Here is an 18342-nt window from a genome sequence, read left to right as displayed (position 1 = left end):
TTGCTCGAAGAAACTCACAGATCTCGTTCGATAAAGCTCACAGGTCTCATCTTTTTGGTTCATGGACTTGCCTGATTCAACTTATAGATATTGTCCAATCCGGCTTACAGCTTTTGCTTGATTCAGTTTGTAGATTTTGTTCAATTTCATTCATAGAATTCACTTGATTCAGATCACAAATCTCGTTCAAAGAAGCTTGGCCCTCTCCAAAATCTCTTGGGGGGTGATGATCTCTCCCGTCACCTTATTGACACCAATTACCTCTCCATCATTTCTGCCGCTGTTTTCATCTCTGCTTTCTCGGACTTTATCATTACTTTTAGGATTCTTAACATGAAAGATTCTCTCGATCTCAATCCTGTATTGGCCGAGATTCTGCTCGGCGACGACGACTCTTCTGATGCCGGCAAGATGTCTGTGGATCTCCTTTTCAGGAACAGGCCAGAGGGAAAGAACGGCAAGCGAGGAGACTTTTTTGCCGTTCTGCCTTGCCGTGATAATTGCCTCATCCACCGACCGCGCCGTGACGCCGTAACTGATAATAAGCGTTTCCGCACCCTCTTGGATGTCCGCGTCCACTATGGAGATATCATCAACGGCATCCATGATCTTTCGTTCGAGATGGCGCAGCTTCCTATCGATCTTAACCGGATCGATCGTCAGCTCGCCTTTCTCGTCATGGATGGAAGTCGTGAATCTCACGAGATACTTCCCACCGATGGGCGAAAACGCGGGGATATCGCTCAAGGCATTGAACTTGTACGGCAGGAACTCTCCCTGCGTGGAAGCGGACTTTCTTGCTAGCACTTCAATCCTTTTCATCTCTGAGATCTCGACAGACTCCCTCGTCTGCGCCAGATCCTTTTCCGTGAGAAGGATGACCGGTGTCCGGAATTTTTCAGCCAATTGGAACGATTTCATCGTCAGCGTGTATGTTTCGGCTACTGTTCGCGGACAGAGAACGATGAGTGGATAGCCACCAGATGTGATCCATCGCATGAACTGGACATCCCCTTCCGCTCCTGTTGTGGCGCCGCCAGTGGCGGGTCCCATCCTCTGGACGTTGACGATGACGAGCGGAACCTCGCCCATGATGGCAAGACCGATGTTCTCGCTGTAGAGACTCATCCCCGGTCCCGACGTTGCGGTCATGGGCCGCTTTCCTGTCATCGAGGCGCCGATGCAGAAACCCATGGAGGCAATCTCATCCTCTGCCTGGATGGCAACCCCTCCGACCCGCGGCAACTCTCTTATCATCCCCAGAAGGATCTGAGTGGCAGGAGTAATGGGATATCCGGCGAAGAAATCACACCCGGCATCAATGGCTCCCCTAACGACCGCCTCATTCCCATCCAAAAAATCTTTCATCCGAACCTTATTGGCAGAATTTTTTGCTGGCGCAATCTGGATCAGCACAATCCACGTAACCATCCAGGTCATCATCAATACCGTTCCTGCAATTCTCGTTCGCACCACTCCCTGTCCCACCACCATCAACGACGCCGTCGCAATCATTATCTATTCCGTCATGGCCTCTGGGTCCCTTCTCATTCTCGCCCGGATTGATGTTGGGATCATTGTCATTACAGTCGCCACATTGTTTGCCGGTGCTGTCACATCCGATGACCTCACAGTTGGCATATCCATCGTTATCCCTGTCTGGACAGGGACCACTGTTCTCCGCATCACAGGTAGACGAACATCCATCTCCACTGACCGTATTCCCATCATCACAGGTCTCCCCGCCTTCCACAACAGAGTTTCCGCAGGTTGGCGTGCAGGAAGCCACAAGGCTTGAAATCTGAGGCCAGATTAGGTCCATCCGGACGCCGCTGTTCAGGCACCCGCCAAAGTGGTGGATGGCAATTGCTTTATGAGTCTGCCACGAGAGAACGGGGCTTCCGCTGGAGCCTCCCCGCGTATCGCAGTAGTAAGCTACATCTGTATCTACCCCCCTGCCGTTATAAGGAGCAGCATCCACTTCACAGTAGCCGCTGGAGTTCATGTCATCCTCAATCCCGAACTGTTTGGGCTCACCCCCGGCATGCTGCGGGATGTAAATTCGCTCCCCAACGGACGGAAGGCGCTCATCAATGGCCAGCCACCCCCAGTTACTCGTGTCCCCTGAAATGGTGAAGAGACAGTAATCGAGGGTGTAATCATCCTGCTGGAATTGGTTCCCGTAAGCAGCCAGGCTATAAGCGCTGGATGTCCCGCCGCACTGATTGCGAATCCAGTTAAAGCGGACCTCCGTTCGATCCACATCGTATTGACTCGTGACGCAGTGCTCATTGGTGAGAATCTGATTCTGACAGGAGATCTTCCAGCCCGTGCAATTCTCCACGCCGTTGTAAAGGACCACTACTGCCGATTTTGCTTTAGAATATTCGATCGGATTGGAGTTCTCATAGCACTTCACGTCTTTCTGCTGGTTTGCTCCACAGACGCTTTCAGGCTCCACCACCTCATCGATGACCGGTTCAAAGCCCCTTGCCAAGTAATCGATGTCGAAGCCGTACCCTCCGCCGCTCTGTGCGTAGAGCTGGACAATCGCCGTATCTCCCAGCACGGAGAGAGCCCAGACATCCGTTTCACGGTCCTTGTATCCCCTTCCTTCAATAATATACTTCTCCCTTCCGGTTGGCTCCGTGATGAGAACATGGTCTCCGGCTGCCAGATTGATCTTCTCAAAGTGGACTTTGATATAGGTCGCCCCCGGATAATTTATGCTCAGATCAATGACAGGAGAATCGGCGGAACCCCCGGCAGGATAGGGATGAGGCGTGCTGAACTCGTATCGTTCAATTTCCCCCACGCGCAGCCTCTGTTGAGCATAGGTCCCTTGCGGGACAAGGAAAGGCAATAGAAATGCGGCCATCAAGAAAGCGAAAAATAGTTTTTTTTCATTTTTGTTCATCTTCATCCTCCCTTCTGTCTATCTTATACTGAAACTCCTCTTTGAAATCAACCAAAAATCTCAGCTACCATTAACGCCCCAGCTTTTGGTGCTGGAAAAATCTTTCGCTCTTGATCGACACTTTGCACGCGCGACGAACAAGGAGCACACGCTTGTGCAACCCGCCGAGGCAATCATTTTTAAAAGCTTTTAAGATGTCGGGTTGATAAATGCAGTTCAAGTGGTGAGCACTGTGGTTCAGTTTTCCATCCGAACGTTCCTGTACTTCAGATAGACGTTGCAGATCTGGCAGCTTTTCTCCGTTCCCATAATCTTGTCACATAGAGTATCTTCGATCTCCCAGCAGGGTCGGCTCCTGTCTTGGAATGCAGGACACTTCTCGCAGATTATCCGAGCGCAGTCTCTCATCTCCCAGCACGGGATCTTTCCGCTCCAGTAATCCATCGCAGATTCCTTCAAAGACAGAGATCTCAATCAATGCTCATCATTTCATATTCGATCTCTCTGATGAAACGGGGAAAGGCTTCCTCAATCTCCGGGCTCAAACCCTCGTGAAAAGTGTAAGGGTCTTTTACGTTGATGGCTACTACTCTGATCTGCTGCGGCATCTTCCAATCCAATTGTTTGGCTATATGCAGCATATGAGGAAGGCCCATGTAATGGGGAGATGAACCAAAAGGCGTCTCAAGGTCTTCCAGATCGAATCTCATGATTTCTCCTGGTTTCCTGTCTTCCTGAAAGATGGAATCGACTACGAGAATTTTATGGTAATCGATGATGATGTCGAAGAGCTTGCCTCCCGAGAGCGCACTCTCTTCAATGTCCCACCCATTACAAGGATGCCTTTCATTGATCTTCCTGACAGCATAGATTCCTACGCCATCATCCTTCAGGATGGTATTCCCCAGCCCAAGAAGCAGTTTTTTTCTACTTAGAGTCATTACCTTTATTTAATTCTCAGCACTGATTACTTTCCCCGGTAAGCCTTGACACTTAAATGCTATTCTCTTGTGATCCTCCTTATCAGATTCCCATTCTCATCGTAGATGTTGACGACAAGGGGGATCTCACCGGGAAGGGTGTGCGTTCCACAGCCATGGCAGGGATCGTAGGGCCGGAATGCCATCTCCACCATGTTGAGAAGACCATCGTCCACTTTTCCATTCTTGATGAGCGCCTTGGCTGCCTTGTTCACGGACATGGTGATGGCCGAGAGATTCTGCTGCGTGGCGACGATGAGATTGGCTTCCGTCAGGATTCCTCTCGGGTCTGATTTGTAGTGATGGATGAGAAGCCCTCGTGGAGCTTCCACCATACCGATTCCCTCATCCGGTGTGGCTGTTGGAATGTTTCGGATTTCCTTGCTGCAAATCTCTGGGTCGTTTGCCAGCTCCAAGAATCTCTCCGCTGCATAAATTGTCTCGATCAATCTCGCCCAGTGAAAGGCCAGAGTATGGTGCGCTGGCTTCCCGCCAAGCACTTCAAACATCCTCTTATACTCTTGATCGGCAATGGGAGTTGCCATTCCATCGGAGGCGTTGAGCCTGGCCAGGGGAGCGACTCTGTAAATGCCGCTGTCCGTACCTTCCATGAACCCCTTCCAGCCAACTTTCTTGAGAAAGGGGAATTTCATATAGGTCCAGGGTTCCACATGCTCGCTGATATATTCCAGATAGTTTCTGGGCTTGAACCTCGCCACCTCTATCCCTTCGGGGGAAACGACCCTGATCTCTCCCTCATAGAAGTTGACTTTGTTGTTCTGATCCACCAAACCCATGTAGTAAGTTTTCATCTTGTATATATCGCCCAGGACAACATCCACATACTCTTTATTCTTGAGAACGACATCGTTGAAGATACTCATGGCAAACTGGGCGAATTCAACACTATATTTTGCCGTCTCGATCATCTTCTGTCTTTCGTCTTCCCCGATTCGCTTGGCAACACCCCCGGGGAGGCCCAGGACAGGATGGATGACCTTCCCACCGATGTAATTCATCCAATCGCGGCATTCCCGCCTAACTCTGATGACCTTTCCACCTATCTCCAGCCCCACTTTCCCGAGAACACCTAGGATGTTTCTCTCCGCTTTTGGCGCTGTTGGTCCAACGACGAAGTCCGGACCACCAAGGAAGAAGAAATGGAGCGTGTGGTCCTCTAACATGAATATGTTGTAGAAGATCTCCCGGATCTTCCTGGCCGCTGGCGTCGGTTCGACATGAAAGAGGTCATCGAGCGCCTTCGTCGCGGCCATATGGTGGGCGGTTGGTCAGACACCACATATGCGGGGAGTGATCTGTGGCATCTCCTCGGCGGGTCTGCCGATTGAGAACTGTTCAAACCCCCTCAATTCCGGGACCTGGAGGTAGGCATTCTTCACGTTTCCCTGATCATCGAGAAAGATCTCAATCTTCCCATGCCCTTCCAGTCTCGTAATCGGGTCTATGGTGATTCTCTTTTCCATGTTCTTCTCCTTTATCCTTTCAATGAATCCTCCTGTCCAGAATGGCCTTCGGGAGACCGAATCTGTAAAACGTTCCGGCAGGATCAACGATCGAATCCATGATGGCCTTGATCTGGTTCTCATCATTTGTATCGATGAGGGAAGCGAGAGCCGAGAGCATCTTGGCTCCCTGATCCCTCACCTGGTCTGTTGGACCGAAACATCCTCGACAGGGGAAATTCCCCTCGATGCAACGCTCCCCACACCCACCGCGTGTGGCAGGACCCATGCAGATGATCCCCTGCTCGAGGAAACATTTTTCCGGATCGTATTCAAACTCCCAGACACGCCTGATCTTATCAATCTTGAGTTTCTCCGGTTTCGTCTCGTTCCTCTTGCACGAATCACACAGCGCCTTATTGGGTGAAAGAACGGCTCCTTTTGGAGGAAGTTTTCCTTCAAGAATGGCCATGACAGCATTCACAATGAGGTCCTTAGGGACGGAACATCCGGGAAGGTAGTAATCCACATCAATGATCTGATCGAGAGCATAGGCCCTGTCCCAGAACTCAGGAAGCGTAACCTTCCCTTCAGGGAGATCAAACTCTGTCTTCGGGAAGATTCCCTCCCCGTTGTTGGTTGATGGGGAAAGGAGATAGACCCTTTTCAGCGTCTCTTCACGAGGATAGAAATTGGTCAGGCCGGGAATACCACCAAGATGAGCGCAGCTTCCAAAGGCAACGACGAGACCTGCCTTCCTCCTGAGCAGTTTGGCCATCTCCTCATGCTCCGATGTCCTGATGGCACCATTGATGAAGGCAACGGCGATAGAGCCATCCGGCAATTCTTCCAGATCTTTCTTCTTGAAATCAAGGGCAACGGGCCAGAAAACGATATCAACAGCCTCGACCACCTTGAGAATATCTTCTGCAAGGTCAACGACAGCTTCTTCACAACCTCCGCATGAGGCGCACCAGTAAAAGGCCACTTTTGGTTTTGCCATACCTATTCCTCCTTCTCCGTCATTTTCAGCGGGCCAAGCCGCTTGACCTTATCAACGAAATCATCGACGCATTTCGCAAATTTCGCTCCCTCTGCTGCAGAGACCCATTCCAACCGGAATCTCTCCTTCTCTATCCCATACTGTTCCAGCACTTTTGAGAGAAGGGTGTATCGTCTCAGGGCTTTGTAGTTTCCTTCCTGGTAGTGGCAATCTCCGGGATGGCATCCGAAGATGGCCACTCCATCGGCTCCCGAGCGGAAGGCAGCCAGAACAAAGGTAGGATCGACGCGTCCCGAACACATCACTTTGATAGGAACGAGATTGGGCGAGAATTTCAATCGGCTCGTGCCGGCCAGGTCGGCTCCCTGATAGGAGCACCAGCGGCACAGAAAGCCAAGCAACCTTGGCTCAAACTCCTTGGTTTGCATAAATCCTCCTCTCTTCTCTTCCTGTATAAGTTCTCGCAGTCATCTGGTTTACTTTGCTCACCGTGCGATTCATCTTTCTTATTCCAGAATTTGTTAAAGACTGATCATGGTGCCATCGATTTCGGCGAAAATCTGCTGGTCGCGGAAATTCTTCTGATAGTTGGCACCAGACCCGCAGGCGGCCACACAGACACCGCATCCCTTGCAGAGCATTTCGTTGACCTTGCTCACCTTCTTCTCCTTGTCAAAGGTGATGGCGTCGTAGGGGCAGAGCCCGATGCAGACCTTGCATCCCGAGCAGAGCTCTTCATCAACAACCGCATAGATTGGCTCCAGAACCATCTCCTCCCCAAGCGAGAGGGCTGCAGCAGCCGCTCCTGCACCCTGGGCGATGCTCTCCGGAATGTCCTTCGGCCCCTGGCAGGCCCCTGCAATGAAGAGACCATCTGTGAGTGTGGAAACAGGCCCCAGCTTGGGATGCTGTTCCCTGAAAAATCCATCATTCCCACAACCCAGACCGAATATTTTTGCCACTTCCTGGGCATCTTTCTTGGCAACGATGGCCGGGCAGAGAATAACCATGTCAACGGGAATTCTGCGTATCACGCCAGCAAGGGTATCCTCACATCTAATGATTAACTTCGTCTCTTCTTCAGGTGAGAAAGCAACATTACTCACTTCCGCTGCCCGGCCCCTTATAAAGGTGACTCCTTCCTCCAGCATCCTTCTGTAAAAATCCTCGTACCCCTTCCCCCCTGATCTCATGTCAATGTAAAAGTCATAGACATGGGCCTTTGTCTTCTCATGAACGAGATGCGAGAATTTTAGAGCATACATACAGCATATCTTCGAGCAGTATTCCATGAACTTCTTATCGCGGCTTCCGACGCAATGAATGATTCCTATGTTCTGAGGTTCCTCGCCACTCTCCAGGAGAATTTGCCCTCCTGTTGGTCCGCTGGCATGGCAGAGATGCTCAAACTCCAGACTCGTGATGACATTGGGAAGATTCCCATACCCGTATTGCGGAATCTTCTTACAATCGTAGAGTTCATATCCTGTCGCGAGAATGATGGTTCCAACCTGCAGCTCGACCTCCTCTTCCAACATCTCATAATTGACCGCCTCAGGCTCACAGACCCTTTCACAGATCTTGCATTCCCCTGTCTTGAAATGGATGCAATTGTCTTTATCAATGATGGGAACATTGGGAATCGGAGCCATGGTGGGCACCCTGATCGCTTTGGCCGGCCCGAGATAAAGCTCATCGTGGATGATCTTGCGATCAAAGAGATCCTTCATCATAATCGCCTCAGTGGGACAGAAGTAGGCGCAAGCACCGCAGGCGATGCATTTCTCGCTGGTCTCGTCAAAGGCGGTTGTGACTTCTCGTTCCACTCCTCTGTATTTAAAGCCCAGGATATTCGCCCCGACAATCTGTTCGCAAGCCCTCACGCAGAGTCCGCAGAGGATGCATTTCTCATCCGGTTTCCTGATCGAAAATCTCGTTCTCTCTATTCCAAGGTCTCTGGCGAGTTTTTGAACAGGTTCTGCTGCAGGCGCTTGGGCCATAAGTAATTCGACATTCATCCTCCGTGTTTTTAAAACTTCCTCCGATTCCGTATTCACAATCATTCTGTTTTCTGCTAGTGTATTGCAGGAAGTCATTATCTTAGGGACTCCAAGCTGTATAACCTCCACAACGCAAACTCGGCATGCTGCATAGGGTTCAATAAGGGGATGATAACAGAGCGTGGGGATTGTTATTCCTACTTGCTCACAGGCCTTAATGATCGTTGTGCCTTCTTCTACTTCTAATTTTTTCCCATTGATTTCAATGGTGATCATACAAGCACCTCCTCTTTCACCCTTTCTAAATCACATCTCAGGCATCTCTTGGCTTCCTGAATGGCCAATTCCTTACTCAATCCCGAAGAGACTTCTTTAAAATTGCTCTTTCGTTCATGAGAAGCGATATAACTTAATGATGGTCTTCTTCCTTCAATAATTTTTTCCAGTTCTTCTTCTGAAACTTCCAGAGGCTTAACATAGATAGGCTTTACTTCTGGCATCCACTCCTTGACATCTTTGAAGTTTCGTAAGGATCCATGCATAGACCTGGCTGCTCTTTTTCCAGCACCTATTGCTGCTATGACCGTCCAAGGGCCAGTGACAACATCACCGCCAGCAAAAATATTTTCTCTGCTCGTCCTCATTGTTTTTGGATCCACAACAATGGTGTTCCATTTGCTGAGCTCAACCGTATAGTCATCTTTAATAAGTTGGAGGTCGGGCTTTTGGCCAATGGCTGGAATGAGCGTATCAACTTCAAGAAGGAATTCACTACCTGTTTTCTCTATAGGTTTTCTTCTGGCATCGTTGTCAAATTCTCCTAATATCATCCTCACGCATTTGAGAGCTTTAACGACACCGTTTTCGGAAAGAACTTCCTTAGGCGCAACCAAAAACTCTATTTTGACTCCCTCTTCTAATGCTTCAATAATTTCTTCCACATTGGCAGGCATTTCCGTTCGCGTCCTTCTATATAGAATCGTTACATCAGATTCTAACCGGATGGCGGTTCTCGCTACATCAATGGCTGTGTTTCCACCTCCAACAACTACTACTTTCTTGCCTATCCTTACTCTCTCTCCTCTTTTAACACATTTCAAGAAATCAATGGGATCGATAACCCCCCTCACATTTTCTCCAGGAATGCCCAACTCTACATTCTTATGAGCTCCGGTGGCCAAGAAAATGGCCTTATACCCTTGCTTGAAGATCTGATCCAGAGTGATATCTTTCCCCACTTTTATTCCTGTTTTGATCTCCACACCACATCTCTTTATAGTGTCTATCTCTCGATCCACATCTACTTTTGGCAACCGGAATTCAGGAATAGTCAGAGTAAGCATTCCACCAGCTTTTGGCTCTGCTTCGAAAATGGTAGGTTGATACCCTAACTTCGCGAGTTCCCATCCGCACATAAGACCTGCTGGGCCCGCTCCCACAATGGCAACTTTTTCATATTTCTTAGGATTCTTAAATGTGGGAAGTTTCCATCCTTGAGAGAATCCATATTCAAGAGCAAATCTTTTTAGATTTCGAATGCTAATAGGCTCGCCCGCTTCCCCGCAGCGACATCTAATCTCGCAGGGCTGGTTGCACACCTTAGCGCAGACTGTAGAAAGTGGATTATCTCTAGCGATGCTATGAAAAGCCTCTCTTAATTCCCCTTGGGCAATATAGGCAATATAGGCTGGAGCCTGTGTATCAATTGGACAGATTTCCATGCAGGGAGGCATGCTTAGCTCTTTGCATATGGATGCAGGGCAACGTTTATCCTTGATGTGAGATTCATACTCGTCTCTAAAGTAACGAATGGTGGTCAGTATGGTATTAGGGACAGATGTTCCTAAGCCACAGGAAGCTGAATTCTTTATATATATGCCAAGCTCTTCAAGGAGATCTAAATCTTCCATCGTTCCTTTGCCTTCGGCTATTCTTGTTATGATTTCAAATAATCTTACAGTTCCTTCTCTGCATGGTGTGCATTTTCCACAGGATTCATCCTTCAGGAAAGAAAGGAAATAGCGAACAACATCAATGAGGCAGGTATTTTCATCCATAACAATAAGTCCCCCAGAGCCCATGATGGCCCCCGCTTCAGTGAGGCTTTCATAGTCTACGGGGAGATTAAGAAGCTTAGCTGGAAGGAAGCCACCGGAGGGTCCTCCAATCTGGACTGCTTTAAACTTTCTATCTTGAGGAATTCCGCCACAAATATTAAAAATAATATGGCCCAGTGTGATCCCCATTGGCACTTCAATGAGCCCTGAATCCCGTATTTTCCCGGCGACCGAAAAGACTTTTGTTCCTTTGCTTGTTGCTGTGCCGATGCTTGAAAACCATTGCGAACCTTTGTTGATAATAGCTGGAATATTGGCCCAGGTTTCCACATTATTGATACAGGTAGGTTTGCCCCATACTCCTTTCTCAGCAGGGAAAGGAGGTTTATGTCGCGGTTCACCAAGTCTTCCCTCCACAGAGGCTATTAAAGCCGTTTCTTCACCGCATACAAATGCGCCCGCTCCTTTTACCACGGATACATCAAAACTAAAAGGTGTTCCAAAAATATTTTCCCCCAAAAAACCATACTCTCTAGCTTGCTTTATGGCTGTGTAGACCCTCTTGAGGGCATAAGGATATTCTTCGCGGATATAGAAGAAGCCGTGGCTTGCGCCGATAGCTTTGGCACCAATAATCATCCCTTCCAGAACCATATGGGGATCTGATTCAAGAATAGCACGATCCATAAATGCCCCCGGATCCCCTTCGTCTCCATTGCAAATTAAATACTTTTCATTTCCCATTTGCTTGCTCGTTATTTCCCACTTAAGTCCGGTGGGAAATCCTGCTCCACCCCTTCCCCTGAGTCCAGATTGTTTGACTTCCTCTATGATTTGATCGGCTGACATTTGAAAAAGAGCCTTTTCAAGCGCTGTGTATCCATCCATAGCTAAATATTCTTCTATCTTTTCTGGATCGATGAGTCCCCTATTTTTGGAAACAATCAGAAGCTGATTTTTATAGAAATCAATATCGCTCATTCTGGCAATGGGTACTTCCTCTGGACGAGGAGTATACATGAGCCTTTTTACAGGTCTTCCTTTCAATAGATGCTCCTCGACGATGAGAGGGACATCATGTTCCTTCACTCCATGATAAAAAATACCATCAGGTTCAATGAGGATTAACGGACTCTTTCCACATAGACTGTTGCACCCCGTTGGAACAATAATGGCTTCATTGCCCAGCTCTTTTTTCTTTATCTCTTCTTTAAAAATCTTTAACAATTCAAAGGCACCCTTTGAAACACAGGCTGTGCCAGTACAAACGAGGATCTCTAATCTACGCATCCTTTCCATGCTTTCTCCTCCTAACCGACCCTTTCGCTTCCAATAGCTAGGGCATATTCTTTTATGATTCTCCCCCCTAAGATATGTTCGTTAAAGATGCTTCTTATCTTCTCTGGCGTCAAATCCACATATTTTATGGGAGCTTGATCCTTTATCTCTATAGTGACCATAGGCTCCCTTGAACATAATCCAGCACAGCCCGAAGTTGTTAGCATCACATCTCGAATTCCTTTTTTTTCAAGTTCATCTAATAGGGTACTCATAATCTGCCGCGCGCCTGCTGCAATGCCACAGGTCCCCATATGCACAATGACCTTAGCCTTAAAATCACCTTCTCTTAGAAATAATCCCTTTTTGGCTTCCTCTCTTATTCTCTTTAATTCTTCTAAAGTCTTTTTAGGCATATTAAAATCTCCTATTGATACTTTGATAAGATCTTTTTTATTTTAAAGGATGTTAAATATCCGTAGACATCTTCTCCAATCATCATGGCGGGAGCTTGTCCACAACATCCAATACAATAAACCTTATGGAGGCTAAATTTCATATCTTTGGTTGTTTCGCCTTCTTTTATCTCTAATTGATCCTCAAAGTTTTCTAATATTCGCGCGCCTCGTTTAATCTGACAGGCAGTTCCCAAACAAACTTTTATGATATGTTTACCCTGAGGCTTAAGACTGAAGGCCTTAAAAAAGGTAGCCACGCTATAGATTCGGCTCAGAGGGATTTCAATACTTTCTGAGAGTTTTTCCAGAGCTTCTCGTGGAAGATAGCTAAATTCTGCCTGAATGTCCTGAAGAATGGCTATTAAAGCGCTCTTATCTCCACGATACCTTTCAAAGATTTCATGGTATTTGCTAATATCAGGCATGTCCTCTCCTTTCACTGACTTGCATTCATCAGGAGTTTTTCAAACTCCCCTTTGATCTGTTCTTTTAAAAATCTTATCCACTCAGGAAGGCTCAGAGCAGCCTCTCCTGCTTTTTCTCTTAATTCCCCAGAGTTGAGACGGCAGTGTCTCTCCCCCTTCTGATGCTCGTAGGTAAAATCGACGCCCCGATAAGTGGCCAGCAGACAGAGAAGGGTTTCTTTCATATTTCCTAATGGTTTTCTGTCCACATGACTCAGCTGGAAACTTGCTCTCACTATGGTCCCAACACCCTTCCTTGATTCCACAGTCATGGAACCATGGGCAGCCTTTGCTGCCTCATTCAATAAGGCTATGCCAAGCCCCACTTTTTTCTCCTTTTCCTTTGTCGTCACAAAAGGGTCCATCACTTTTGTAACAAATTCTTCATCCATCCCCTTCCCATCATCCTTGATCTCAAGATTCAGCAGATCTTCTTTACTATCTTCCCTAATTATGATCAGCATATTCCGAGCGCCAGCCGTTATAGAATTCTCAACGATATCCAGAATATGCAATGAGAGGTCCTCCATATCTCATGCTAGCCAATCGATGATCCTGCTTTCCCCCTCTCCCCTAAGAGCCTTTTTGAATTCATCAAAGGTAGCCTCTACCAACCAAAAGGCTGTTGAACACTTTCCGACATCATCAAGAAAGTGAGCATCCGACGAGCATAGGATGGGAACGCCGCTGTACGCCATCTGCCACTTGCTATATTCCTCCCTTTTGACTCTCGGAGAGAGTTCAATGGCGTCCAGTCTCAAATCCTCGGGGATAAAACCTAATTGCCCGATGATACTGAAACTCTCCCTGTCAATATGGGAAGCGATGCAAACACCTCGGAAGGAATGAATGGCATCAACCACATTCTCAACGGGAAGATTGGTGGCTCCGATGAGCAATCTCTCATTGATAGCAATAGGGTTTCCCTGCTCATCAACGACGGCCTGAACACCAAAGGCTTCCTCATCATTCACGCCTGAGAGATTTCCATAGATCAATTCCTGGAGCTTCATGGCATCGTTCAGCGCTCCAAAGAGCCCAAGGATATGAACTTCTTCTCTCGTCGTCACCTCTATGCCTGGGAAGACAACAATGTCTCTTTTGTTGCCTGCGGAAATAAAGGATGCAGCATTCTCGCAAGAATTATGATCGCAGATCCCTATGATCGTGATACCTTTTTCAACCATTCTTTCCACAATCTCCGGTGGGACCATCTGCAGATCTGCACAGGGTGAAAGACAAGAATGAATGTGCAGGTCAGCTTTGAATCTCCTCCTGACTATTTGATCCCTCTCAAACCTAAACTATACAATCTTCCCACAACTTCGAAAGCCGGAAGCTTGCTCACCATGATGGTTACTTTTTCCTGATTCGCCCGGCTGATCGTCTCATCGTCCGGCTTTCTGCCATTGACAGTAATGATGGCGCAAATCCCCTTCATCGCGGCAATGGCCACAATGTTCAAATGAGTCTGAAGGGTCACCCAGATATTCCCCTCCTCCGCATGGGCAATCACATCGCTTAAGAGATCACTGGCATAACCGCCTGTGATATTCCTGTCCTCGTATTCCTTCATCGTCACGACGTCAAGCCCTACTTTCTTCTCCACTTCTTTTAAAGTCATTTATCTCTATCTCCTGAAACCAACACGCACCATCTTCTGCATTGCCTACTCATTCGTTTGAGAAATCATTTATTCTTCACCTTACTGTTCAGGATGATGGTCAACCTTGTCCCCTTTCCAACATCAGAAGCAATTTCAAAACAATCGGCATTCTCCTTGATATTGGGAAGTCCCATACCAGCACCGAAACCCATCTCTCGCATCTCCTCGGTAGCCGTCGAGTATCCCGGCTGCATCGCCTTTTCAATATCGGGAATTCCGATGCCGATATCCCTCACAACGATCTCTATCTTCTCCGGCGTGGCCAGGAAGTCAACAACCCCTTTCTGCGCATACATGACGACATTCATCTCTGCTTCAAAGATACAGATGGAGGCCCTCCTCACAATCTCAGGATTGAATTTCATCTGTTCCAGAAGCATCTTGATCTCTTCGGAAACTCGTCCTGCATTCTTAAAATCTCTCCCCGTTATCTTGTACTGCTTGACCTCAATGCTCTGTACCATCATGAAATTCTTCATCTCTGTTAGACAATCTCCTTGCGCGCTGAAGTAAGTTTCGCTTCCTCACTGGCATTTCTCAAACCCTTGAGGTAGAGCTTGCCACAGGCATCATAAAGCCTCAGTTTCGTTGACATGAGGGGGATTCCCTTCTCTTTTGCCAGATGGACGGTCTCCTCGTCCGGCCTTTTGCCCCGCACATAGACAATGGCCTTGGAATTGGCGATGTAAGTCGTCCTAACCGATTGGATGTTGATGAGACCGGTGAGCAGGAGAGAGCCAACCTGTGCAAAGGCCAGGACATCACTCATGAGATCGCACCCACAGGCCGATGAGACTTCTTCCTCAAGATTCTCTTCACCAAACAAGATTTCGCAATCAAGGATTTCTTTTATTTCTCTTAGTTTCATGCGTTCTTTTCCTTTATCACCAGTTTCCCTTTCGCTATGACCCTCTTGGAAGGGGTGATGAATACAGGGCAATTGTTCCAGCAGACACCGCATCCAGTGCACTTTTCCAGATCAACGAATCGTGGTTTCTTCAAGACTTTTACTTTGTAAGAACCCACATATCCCGAGACTTCTTTGACCTCTGAATAGCTGAGAAGTTCAATCCCTTCCCTGCTTTTGATTTCCCCCATCTTCGGCGTCAGGATGCAGGCAGCACAGTCCAGCGTGGGGAATGTCTTGTCAAGATCTGCCATGTGTCCGCCGATGGAGGGTTCTCTATCGAGGAGATAAACTTTTCTTCCCGATCCATCCAGCCTGAGGGCTGCTTCGATTCCTGTGATTCCACCACCAACCACCAAAACATCGGGATTGATGGGAACCCGGATGTACTCCATTGCCTCATGCCAGATGACCCTGTTGATGGCCGCATTGATGATTCTCCTCGCCTTGTCCGTGGCTTCCTTTGATTCCTCCGTCACCCAAGAACAGTGCTCTCGGATGTTGGCCATCTGGAAGAGAAATGGATTGAGTCCTCCCTCCTTGCAGGCTCTCCTGAATGTCACTTCATGGAGCGAAGGAGAGCAGGACGCCACAATGACTCTGTTTAAGCCTAGTTCCTTGATATCCTTCTTAATGAGATCCTGGCCGAGGTCGGAGCACATGTATTTGTAGTTTCGAGCCACTGTCACATTCCCCTGACCGTTGAAATCATCGGAGAGGGAATCAACTCTAACCTTAGGGTAAATGTTGGTTCCACAGTGGCATAGATAAACACCAACTCTCACATCATTCTTTCCTTCCTGGGTATCCATGATCTTTTCCTCCAAAAATCTTATGCGATAAGCAAGTCTTTTGGTTCAACAATCATCTGGTTTAGCCCGAGCTTCCCTTCATCGATTCCCAGGGCATAGCCAAGAATCTGAGTGAAGTAGAGAACGGGAAGGGAAATGTCGGTTCTATTGATGGCATTGATCTTCTGCTGATAGGCCTCCAAGTTGAACTGGCAAAGAGGGCATATCACCGCGATGCAGTTGGCGCCTCTTTTTTTGGCCTCATTCAGGAGCAGATAGTTCAGGCGCAAGCCAACATCCTCAATGGTTCCCGTCAAGGATCCACCGCAGCATCGTGTCTTGAAAGGATAATCAATAACGGTGGCACCCAAACCATCGAAGAGTTTGTCCATGACGACAGGATCATTAGGGTCATCAAAGTCAGCGTAAGGTCGCACGATCTGACATCCGTAGTAGGAGGCAATCTTAAACTTTCTCAGCGGTTGTTTGATCTGCTTTTGGATATTCTCGATTCCCACTTCCGACATGAGAAGGTCAAGTGGATGCCTCAATGCGATTTGTGTAGCCATTGAGATGTCCAAGCCGATGGAGGCAAGGGCTTTACCGACCTTCTCTTTGATGGATGGGTATTGCTCGATATAGTCTTTGGTTTTCCGGAAGACCAGGTAACAGGCGCTGCAGGGAAGGACAATGGGAGTCCCATTATTCTTCGCAAGAGCCATATTCCTGGCCGCCAGCGTGAAAGCCATCTTCTCATCGACAGACATGTAGATAGTTGCTCCACAGCAGCACCAGTCCTCCAGCTCCTTCAACGCGATATGGAATTTTTGGAAGACCTCGAAGAGCGAGGATTCGTAAGGCCTCGCTGTCCCCTTGATGGAACAACCCGGAAAATAGGTGTATTCTTTCATTGTTAACCCTCCAGAGATTCAAGTGCCTTGGCAATGCTCTTAGGCTGATCAACCGATGATGGGAAGAGTTCCATTCTTCCCTTCCGGAAGAGAGTCCATCCCAGTTTGGAATATTTCATGGCCTTCAAAGGGGAGGTCTTCATGAAGAGCTTGGAGACCAGTCGGCTCTCATTCACTCGTCCGTACTTTTTGACCATCTTTGTAAATTCCTCTGCCAGGATTGGCATGGGGAATTTGGCCGGGTACCGCCCCTCCTTCATCGCCAGCATTTTGAGGGAGTACATGATGTCAGTGATCTTGATATCCATGGGGCAATTGACTGTACAGGCATAGCAGGAAGCGCAGAGCCAGATCGTGAAGCTGTTGAGGACTTCATTCCGGAACCCTCCCCGGATCATGGAGACGATCTTCCTCGGCGTGAAATCCATATAATGCGATACAGGGCAGATGCCGCTGCACGTCCCACATTGAATACAGCTATAGACAGCTTCACCTCCGGGCATACCGGCAACCTCCTTGACAAAATTCCTATCAAGCTCACTCTCGTACTTGATCGTTCTTTTAATTTCCATCGATACCCCCTCCATTGTTAGCTTTTCTAGATAGCAATTTGAAGGCCATGCAAACTATGAAAGGCCACGGATAATCCGTTTGTTTTCAGGATATTATGGCTGTCCATTATAAACGCTTCCTGTTCATATAAATTTGTGCAAAATTTCACACAATTTGTGTTAAATTTCACATTTACATTCAAAATCAATACCCATGCACTTGCCCGCTTTCTATTATGGAGTCCACTTCCCTAAAAGTAAGTCTTTGCCTGGAGATACTATTTAAAAGATTAACTTTATACTTTTTTTTTAATTTTTTGTCAAGACATCTTGATTTTTAATTACAGCAATGCCTCATTCGAAGACGATTAGCCTGGATGCTAGAGTGTTTCCAATGTCTATAGCTAAGACACAAGATGCCGGGATAGATACAGAAATATGACATCTATCAAAGAAGAGCGCCGTTAATTTCGGCGGTGATTTGTGAATCGAGATAGAAATTCTGGTGGGCGGCTCCTGACGGACAGGCTGCCACGCACGCGCCGCACCCCTTGCATGTAACCTCCTCGACATGGCTGATCTTCTTCTCAGCGTCGAAGGTAATGGCATCATAGGGGCAGACCGAGACACAGACCTTGCATCCTGAGCAGAGTTCATCATTGATGACCGAGGTAATCGGATCCATGATTACCATTTCGCCGAGAGCGACGACACCCCCTGCCGCGCCGGCACCCTGCACCACGCTGTCAGGAATATCCTTAGGCCCCTAGTAAGCGCCGGAGTCTCCTTCATCGGCATTGCAGACGACATATCTCTCATCACCCTTTGCCGCGCGACAGTAGAACCATTTACGGCCGGTCGGGAAACCGGCGCCGCCGCGACCACGCAGGCCGGAA

Annotated in this window: 20 protein-coding genes and 2 pseudogenes; all 22 read right to left on the bottom strand. The window is 47.9% G+C overall.

Features of this window, described 5'->3' with window-relative positions:
* Nucleotides 1–186: 186 nt before the first annotated feature.
* The 22 genes and pseudogenes from AB1756_05695 to AB1756_05590 all read right to left on the bottom strand — a co-directional run bounded on the left by AB1756_05695 (nucleotide 187) and on the right by AB1756_05590 (nucleotide 18342).
* Nucleotides 187–1368: a pyruvate flavodoxin/ferredoxin oxidoreductase gene (locus AB1756_05695; protein ID MEW5806820.1), complete on the bottom strand. Its 1182-nt coding sequence runs from the start codon at nucleotides 1366–1368 to the stop codon at nucleotides 187–189.
* 7 nt (nucleotides 1369–1375) lie between these two features.
* The gene (locus AB1756_05690) at nucleotides 1376–2917 is read right to left on the bottom strand and encodes a trypsin-like peptidase domain-containing protein (GenBank protein ID MEW5806819.1); all 1542 of its coding nucleotides are present in this window, start codon (nucleotides 2915–2917) and stop codon (nucleotides 1376–1378) included.
* Nucleotides 2918–3154: 237 nt separating this feature from the next.
* Nucleotides 3155–3361 carry a hypothetical protein gene (locus tag AB1756_05685; GenBank protein MEW5806818.1) on the bottom strand — a complete coding sequence of 69 codons (207 nt, stop codon included), beginning with the start codon at nucleotides 3359–3361 and terminating at the stop codon, nucleotides 3155–3157.
* A gap of 26 nt (nucleotides 3362–3387) precedes the next feature.
* Nucleotides 3388–3858, bottom strand: coding sequence for a hydrogenase maturation protease (locus AB1756_05680; protein ID MEW5806817.1), 471 nt, complete (start codon nucleotides 3856–3858; stop codon nucleotides 3388–3390).
* A 59-nt stretch (nucleotides 3859–3917) separates the two neighbouring features.
* A complete protein-coding gene (locus AB1756_05675) occupies nucleotides 3918–5381 on the bottom strand; it encodes a Ni/Fe hydrogenase subunit alpha (protein ID MEW5806816.1) in 1464 nt (487 codons plus the stop codon).
* A 19-nt stretch (nucleotides 5382–5400) separates the two neighbouring features.
* On the bottom strand, nucleotides 5401–6363 hold the full coding sequence (locus tag AB1756_05670) for an oxidoreductase (protein ID MEW5806815.1): 963 nt from the start codon (nucleotides 6361–6363) through the stop codon (nucleotides 5401–5403).
* A 2-nt stretch (nucleotides 6364–6365) separates the two neighbouring features.
* Entirely contained in the window at nucleotides 6366–6791 is a 426-nt protein-coding gene (locus AB1756_05665; protein MEW5806814.1) for a hydrogenase iron-sulfur subunit, read from the bottom strand.
* Between the two features lie 93 nt (nucleotides 6792–6884).
* Nucleotides 6885–8381, bottom strand: coding sequence for a 4Fe-4S dicluster domain-containing protein (locus tag AB1756_05660; GenBank protein ID MEW5806813.1), 1497 nt, complete (start codon nucleotides 8379–8381; stop codon nucleotides 6885–6887).
* Between the two features lie 84 nt (nucleotides 8382–8465).
* Nucleotides 8466–8639: pseudogene (locus AB1756_05655) on the bottom strand (2Fe-2S iron-sulfur cluster-binding protein).
* Nucleotides 8636–11719: an NADH-quinone oxidoreductase subunit NuoF gene (gene nuoF, locus AB1756_05650; GenBank protein MEW5806812.1), complete on the bottom strand. Its 3084-nt coding sequence runs from the start codon at nucleotides 11717–11719 to the stop codon at nucleotides 8636–8638. The pseudogene AB1756_05655 and the gene nuoF overlap by 4 nt, the downstream one beginning before the upstream one ends.
* 11 nt (nucleotides 11720–11730) lie before the next feature.
* Complete coding sequence (locus AB1756_05645) at nucleotides 11731–12114, bottom strand: (2Fe-2S) ferredoxin domain-containing protein (GenBank protein MEW5806811.1); 384 nt, start codon at nucleotides 12112–12114, stop codon at nucleotides 11731–11733.
* 11 nt (nucleotides 12115–12125) lie between these two features.
* Complete coding sequence (nuoE, locus tag AB1756_05640) at nucleotides 12126–12581, bottom strand: NADH-quinone oxidoreductase subunit NuoE (protein MEW5806810.1); 456 nt, start codon at nucleotides 12579–12581, stop codon at nucleotides 12126–12128.
* An 11-nt stretch (nucleotides 12582–12592) separates the two neighbouring features.
* The gene (locus AB1756_05635; protein ID MEW5806809.1) at nucleotides 12593–13150 is read right to left on the bottom strand and encodes an ATP-binding protein; all 558 of its coding nucleotides are present in this window, start codon (nucleotides 13148–13150) and stop codon (nucleotides 12593–12595) included.
* Between the two features lie 3 nt (nucleotides 13151–13153).
* A complete protein-coding gene (locus AB1756_05630) occupies nucleotides 13154–13870 on the bottom strand; it encodes a PHP-associated domain-containing protein (GenBank protein ID MEW5806808.1) in 717 nt (238 codons plus the stop codon).
* Nucleotides 13871–13899: 29 nt separating this feature from the next.
* A complete protein-coding gene (locus AB1756_05625) occupies nucleotides 13900–14244 on the bottom strand; it encodes a serine kinase (GenBank protein ID MEW5806807.1) in 345 nt (114 codons plus the stop codon).
* Between the two features lie 65 nt (nucleotides 14245–14309).
* Complete coding sequence (locus AB1756_05620; protein MEW5806806.1) at nucleotides 14310–14765, bottom strand: ATP-binding protein; 456 nt, start codon at nucleotides 14763–14765, stop codon at nucleotides 14310–14312.
* A 5-nt stretch (nucleotides 14766–14770) separates the two neighbouring features.
* Nucleotides 14771–15154, bottom strand: a complete 384-nt coding sequence (locus AB1756_05615; GenBank protein MEW5806805.1) for a hypothetical protein — start codon at nucleotides 15152–15154, stop codon at nucleotides 14771–14773.
* Nucleotides 15151–16005, bottom strand: a complete 855-nt coding sequence (locus AB1756_05610; GenBank protein MEW5806804.1) for an NAD(P)-binding protein — start codon at nucleotides 16003–16005, stop codon at nucleotides 15151–15153. Before AB1756_05610 ends, AB1756_05615 begins: the two co-directional genes overlap by 4 nt.
* Before the next feature lie 20 nt (nucleotides 16006–16025).
* Complete coding sequence (locus AB1756_05605; GenBank protein ID MEW5806803.1) at nucleotides 16026–16895, bottom strand: CoB--CoM heterodisulfide reductase iron-sulfur subunit B family protein; 870 nt, start codon at nucleotides 16893–16895, stop codon at nucleotides 16026–16028.
* Between the two features lie 2 nt (nucleotides 16896–16897).
* Nucleotides 16898–17467, bottom strand: coding sequence for a 4Fe-4S dicluster domain-containing protein (locus AB1756_05600; GenBank protein MEW5806802.1), 570 nt, complete (start codon nucleotides 17465–17467; stop codon nucleotides 16898–16900).
* Nucleotides 17468–17894: 427 nt separating this feature from the next.
* Nucleotides 17895–18188: a 4Fe-4S binding protein gene (locus tag AB1756_05595; protein ID MEW5806801.1), complete on the bottom strand. Its 294-nt coding sequence runs from the start codon at nucleotides 18186–18188 to the stop codon at nucleotides 17895–17897.
* A gap of 27 nt (nucleotides 18189–18215) precedes the next feature.
* Nucleotides 18216–18342 (bottom strand): annotated as a pseudogene (locus tag AB1756_05590) (hypothetical protein).

This window comes from Acidobacteriota bacterium, assembly GCA_040752675.1.
In the GTDB taxonomy this organism is placed as follows: Bacteria; Acidobacteriota; Polarisedimenticolia; order JBFMGF01; family JBFMGF01; genus JBFMGF01.
Note: the sequence above shows the minus strand (reverse complement) of the source record. Positions and strands in the feature narration are given on the sequence as shown.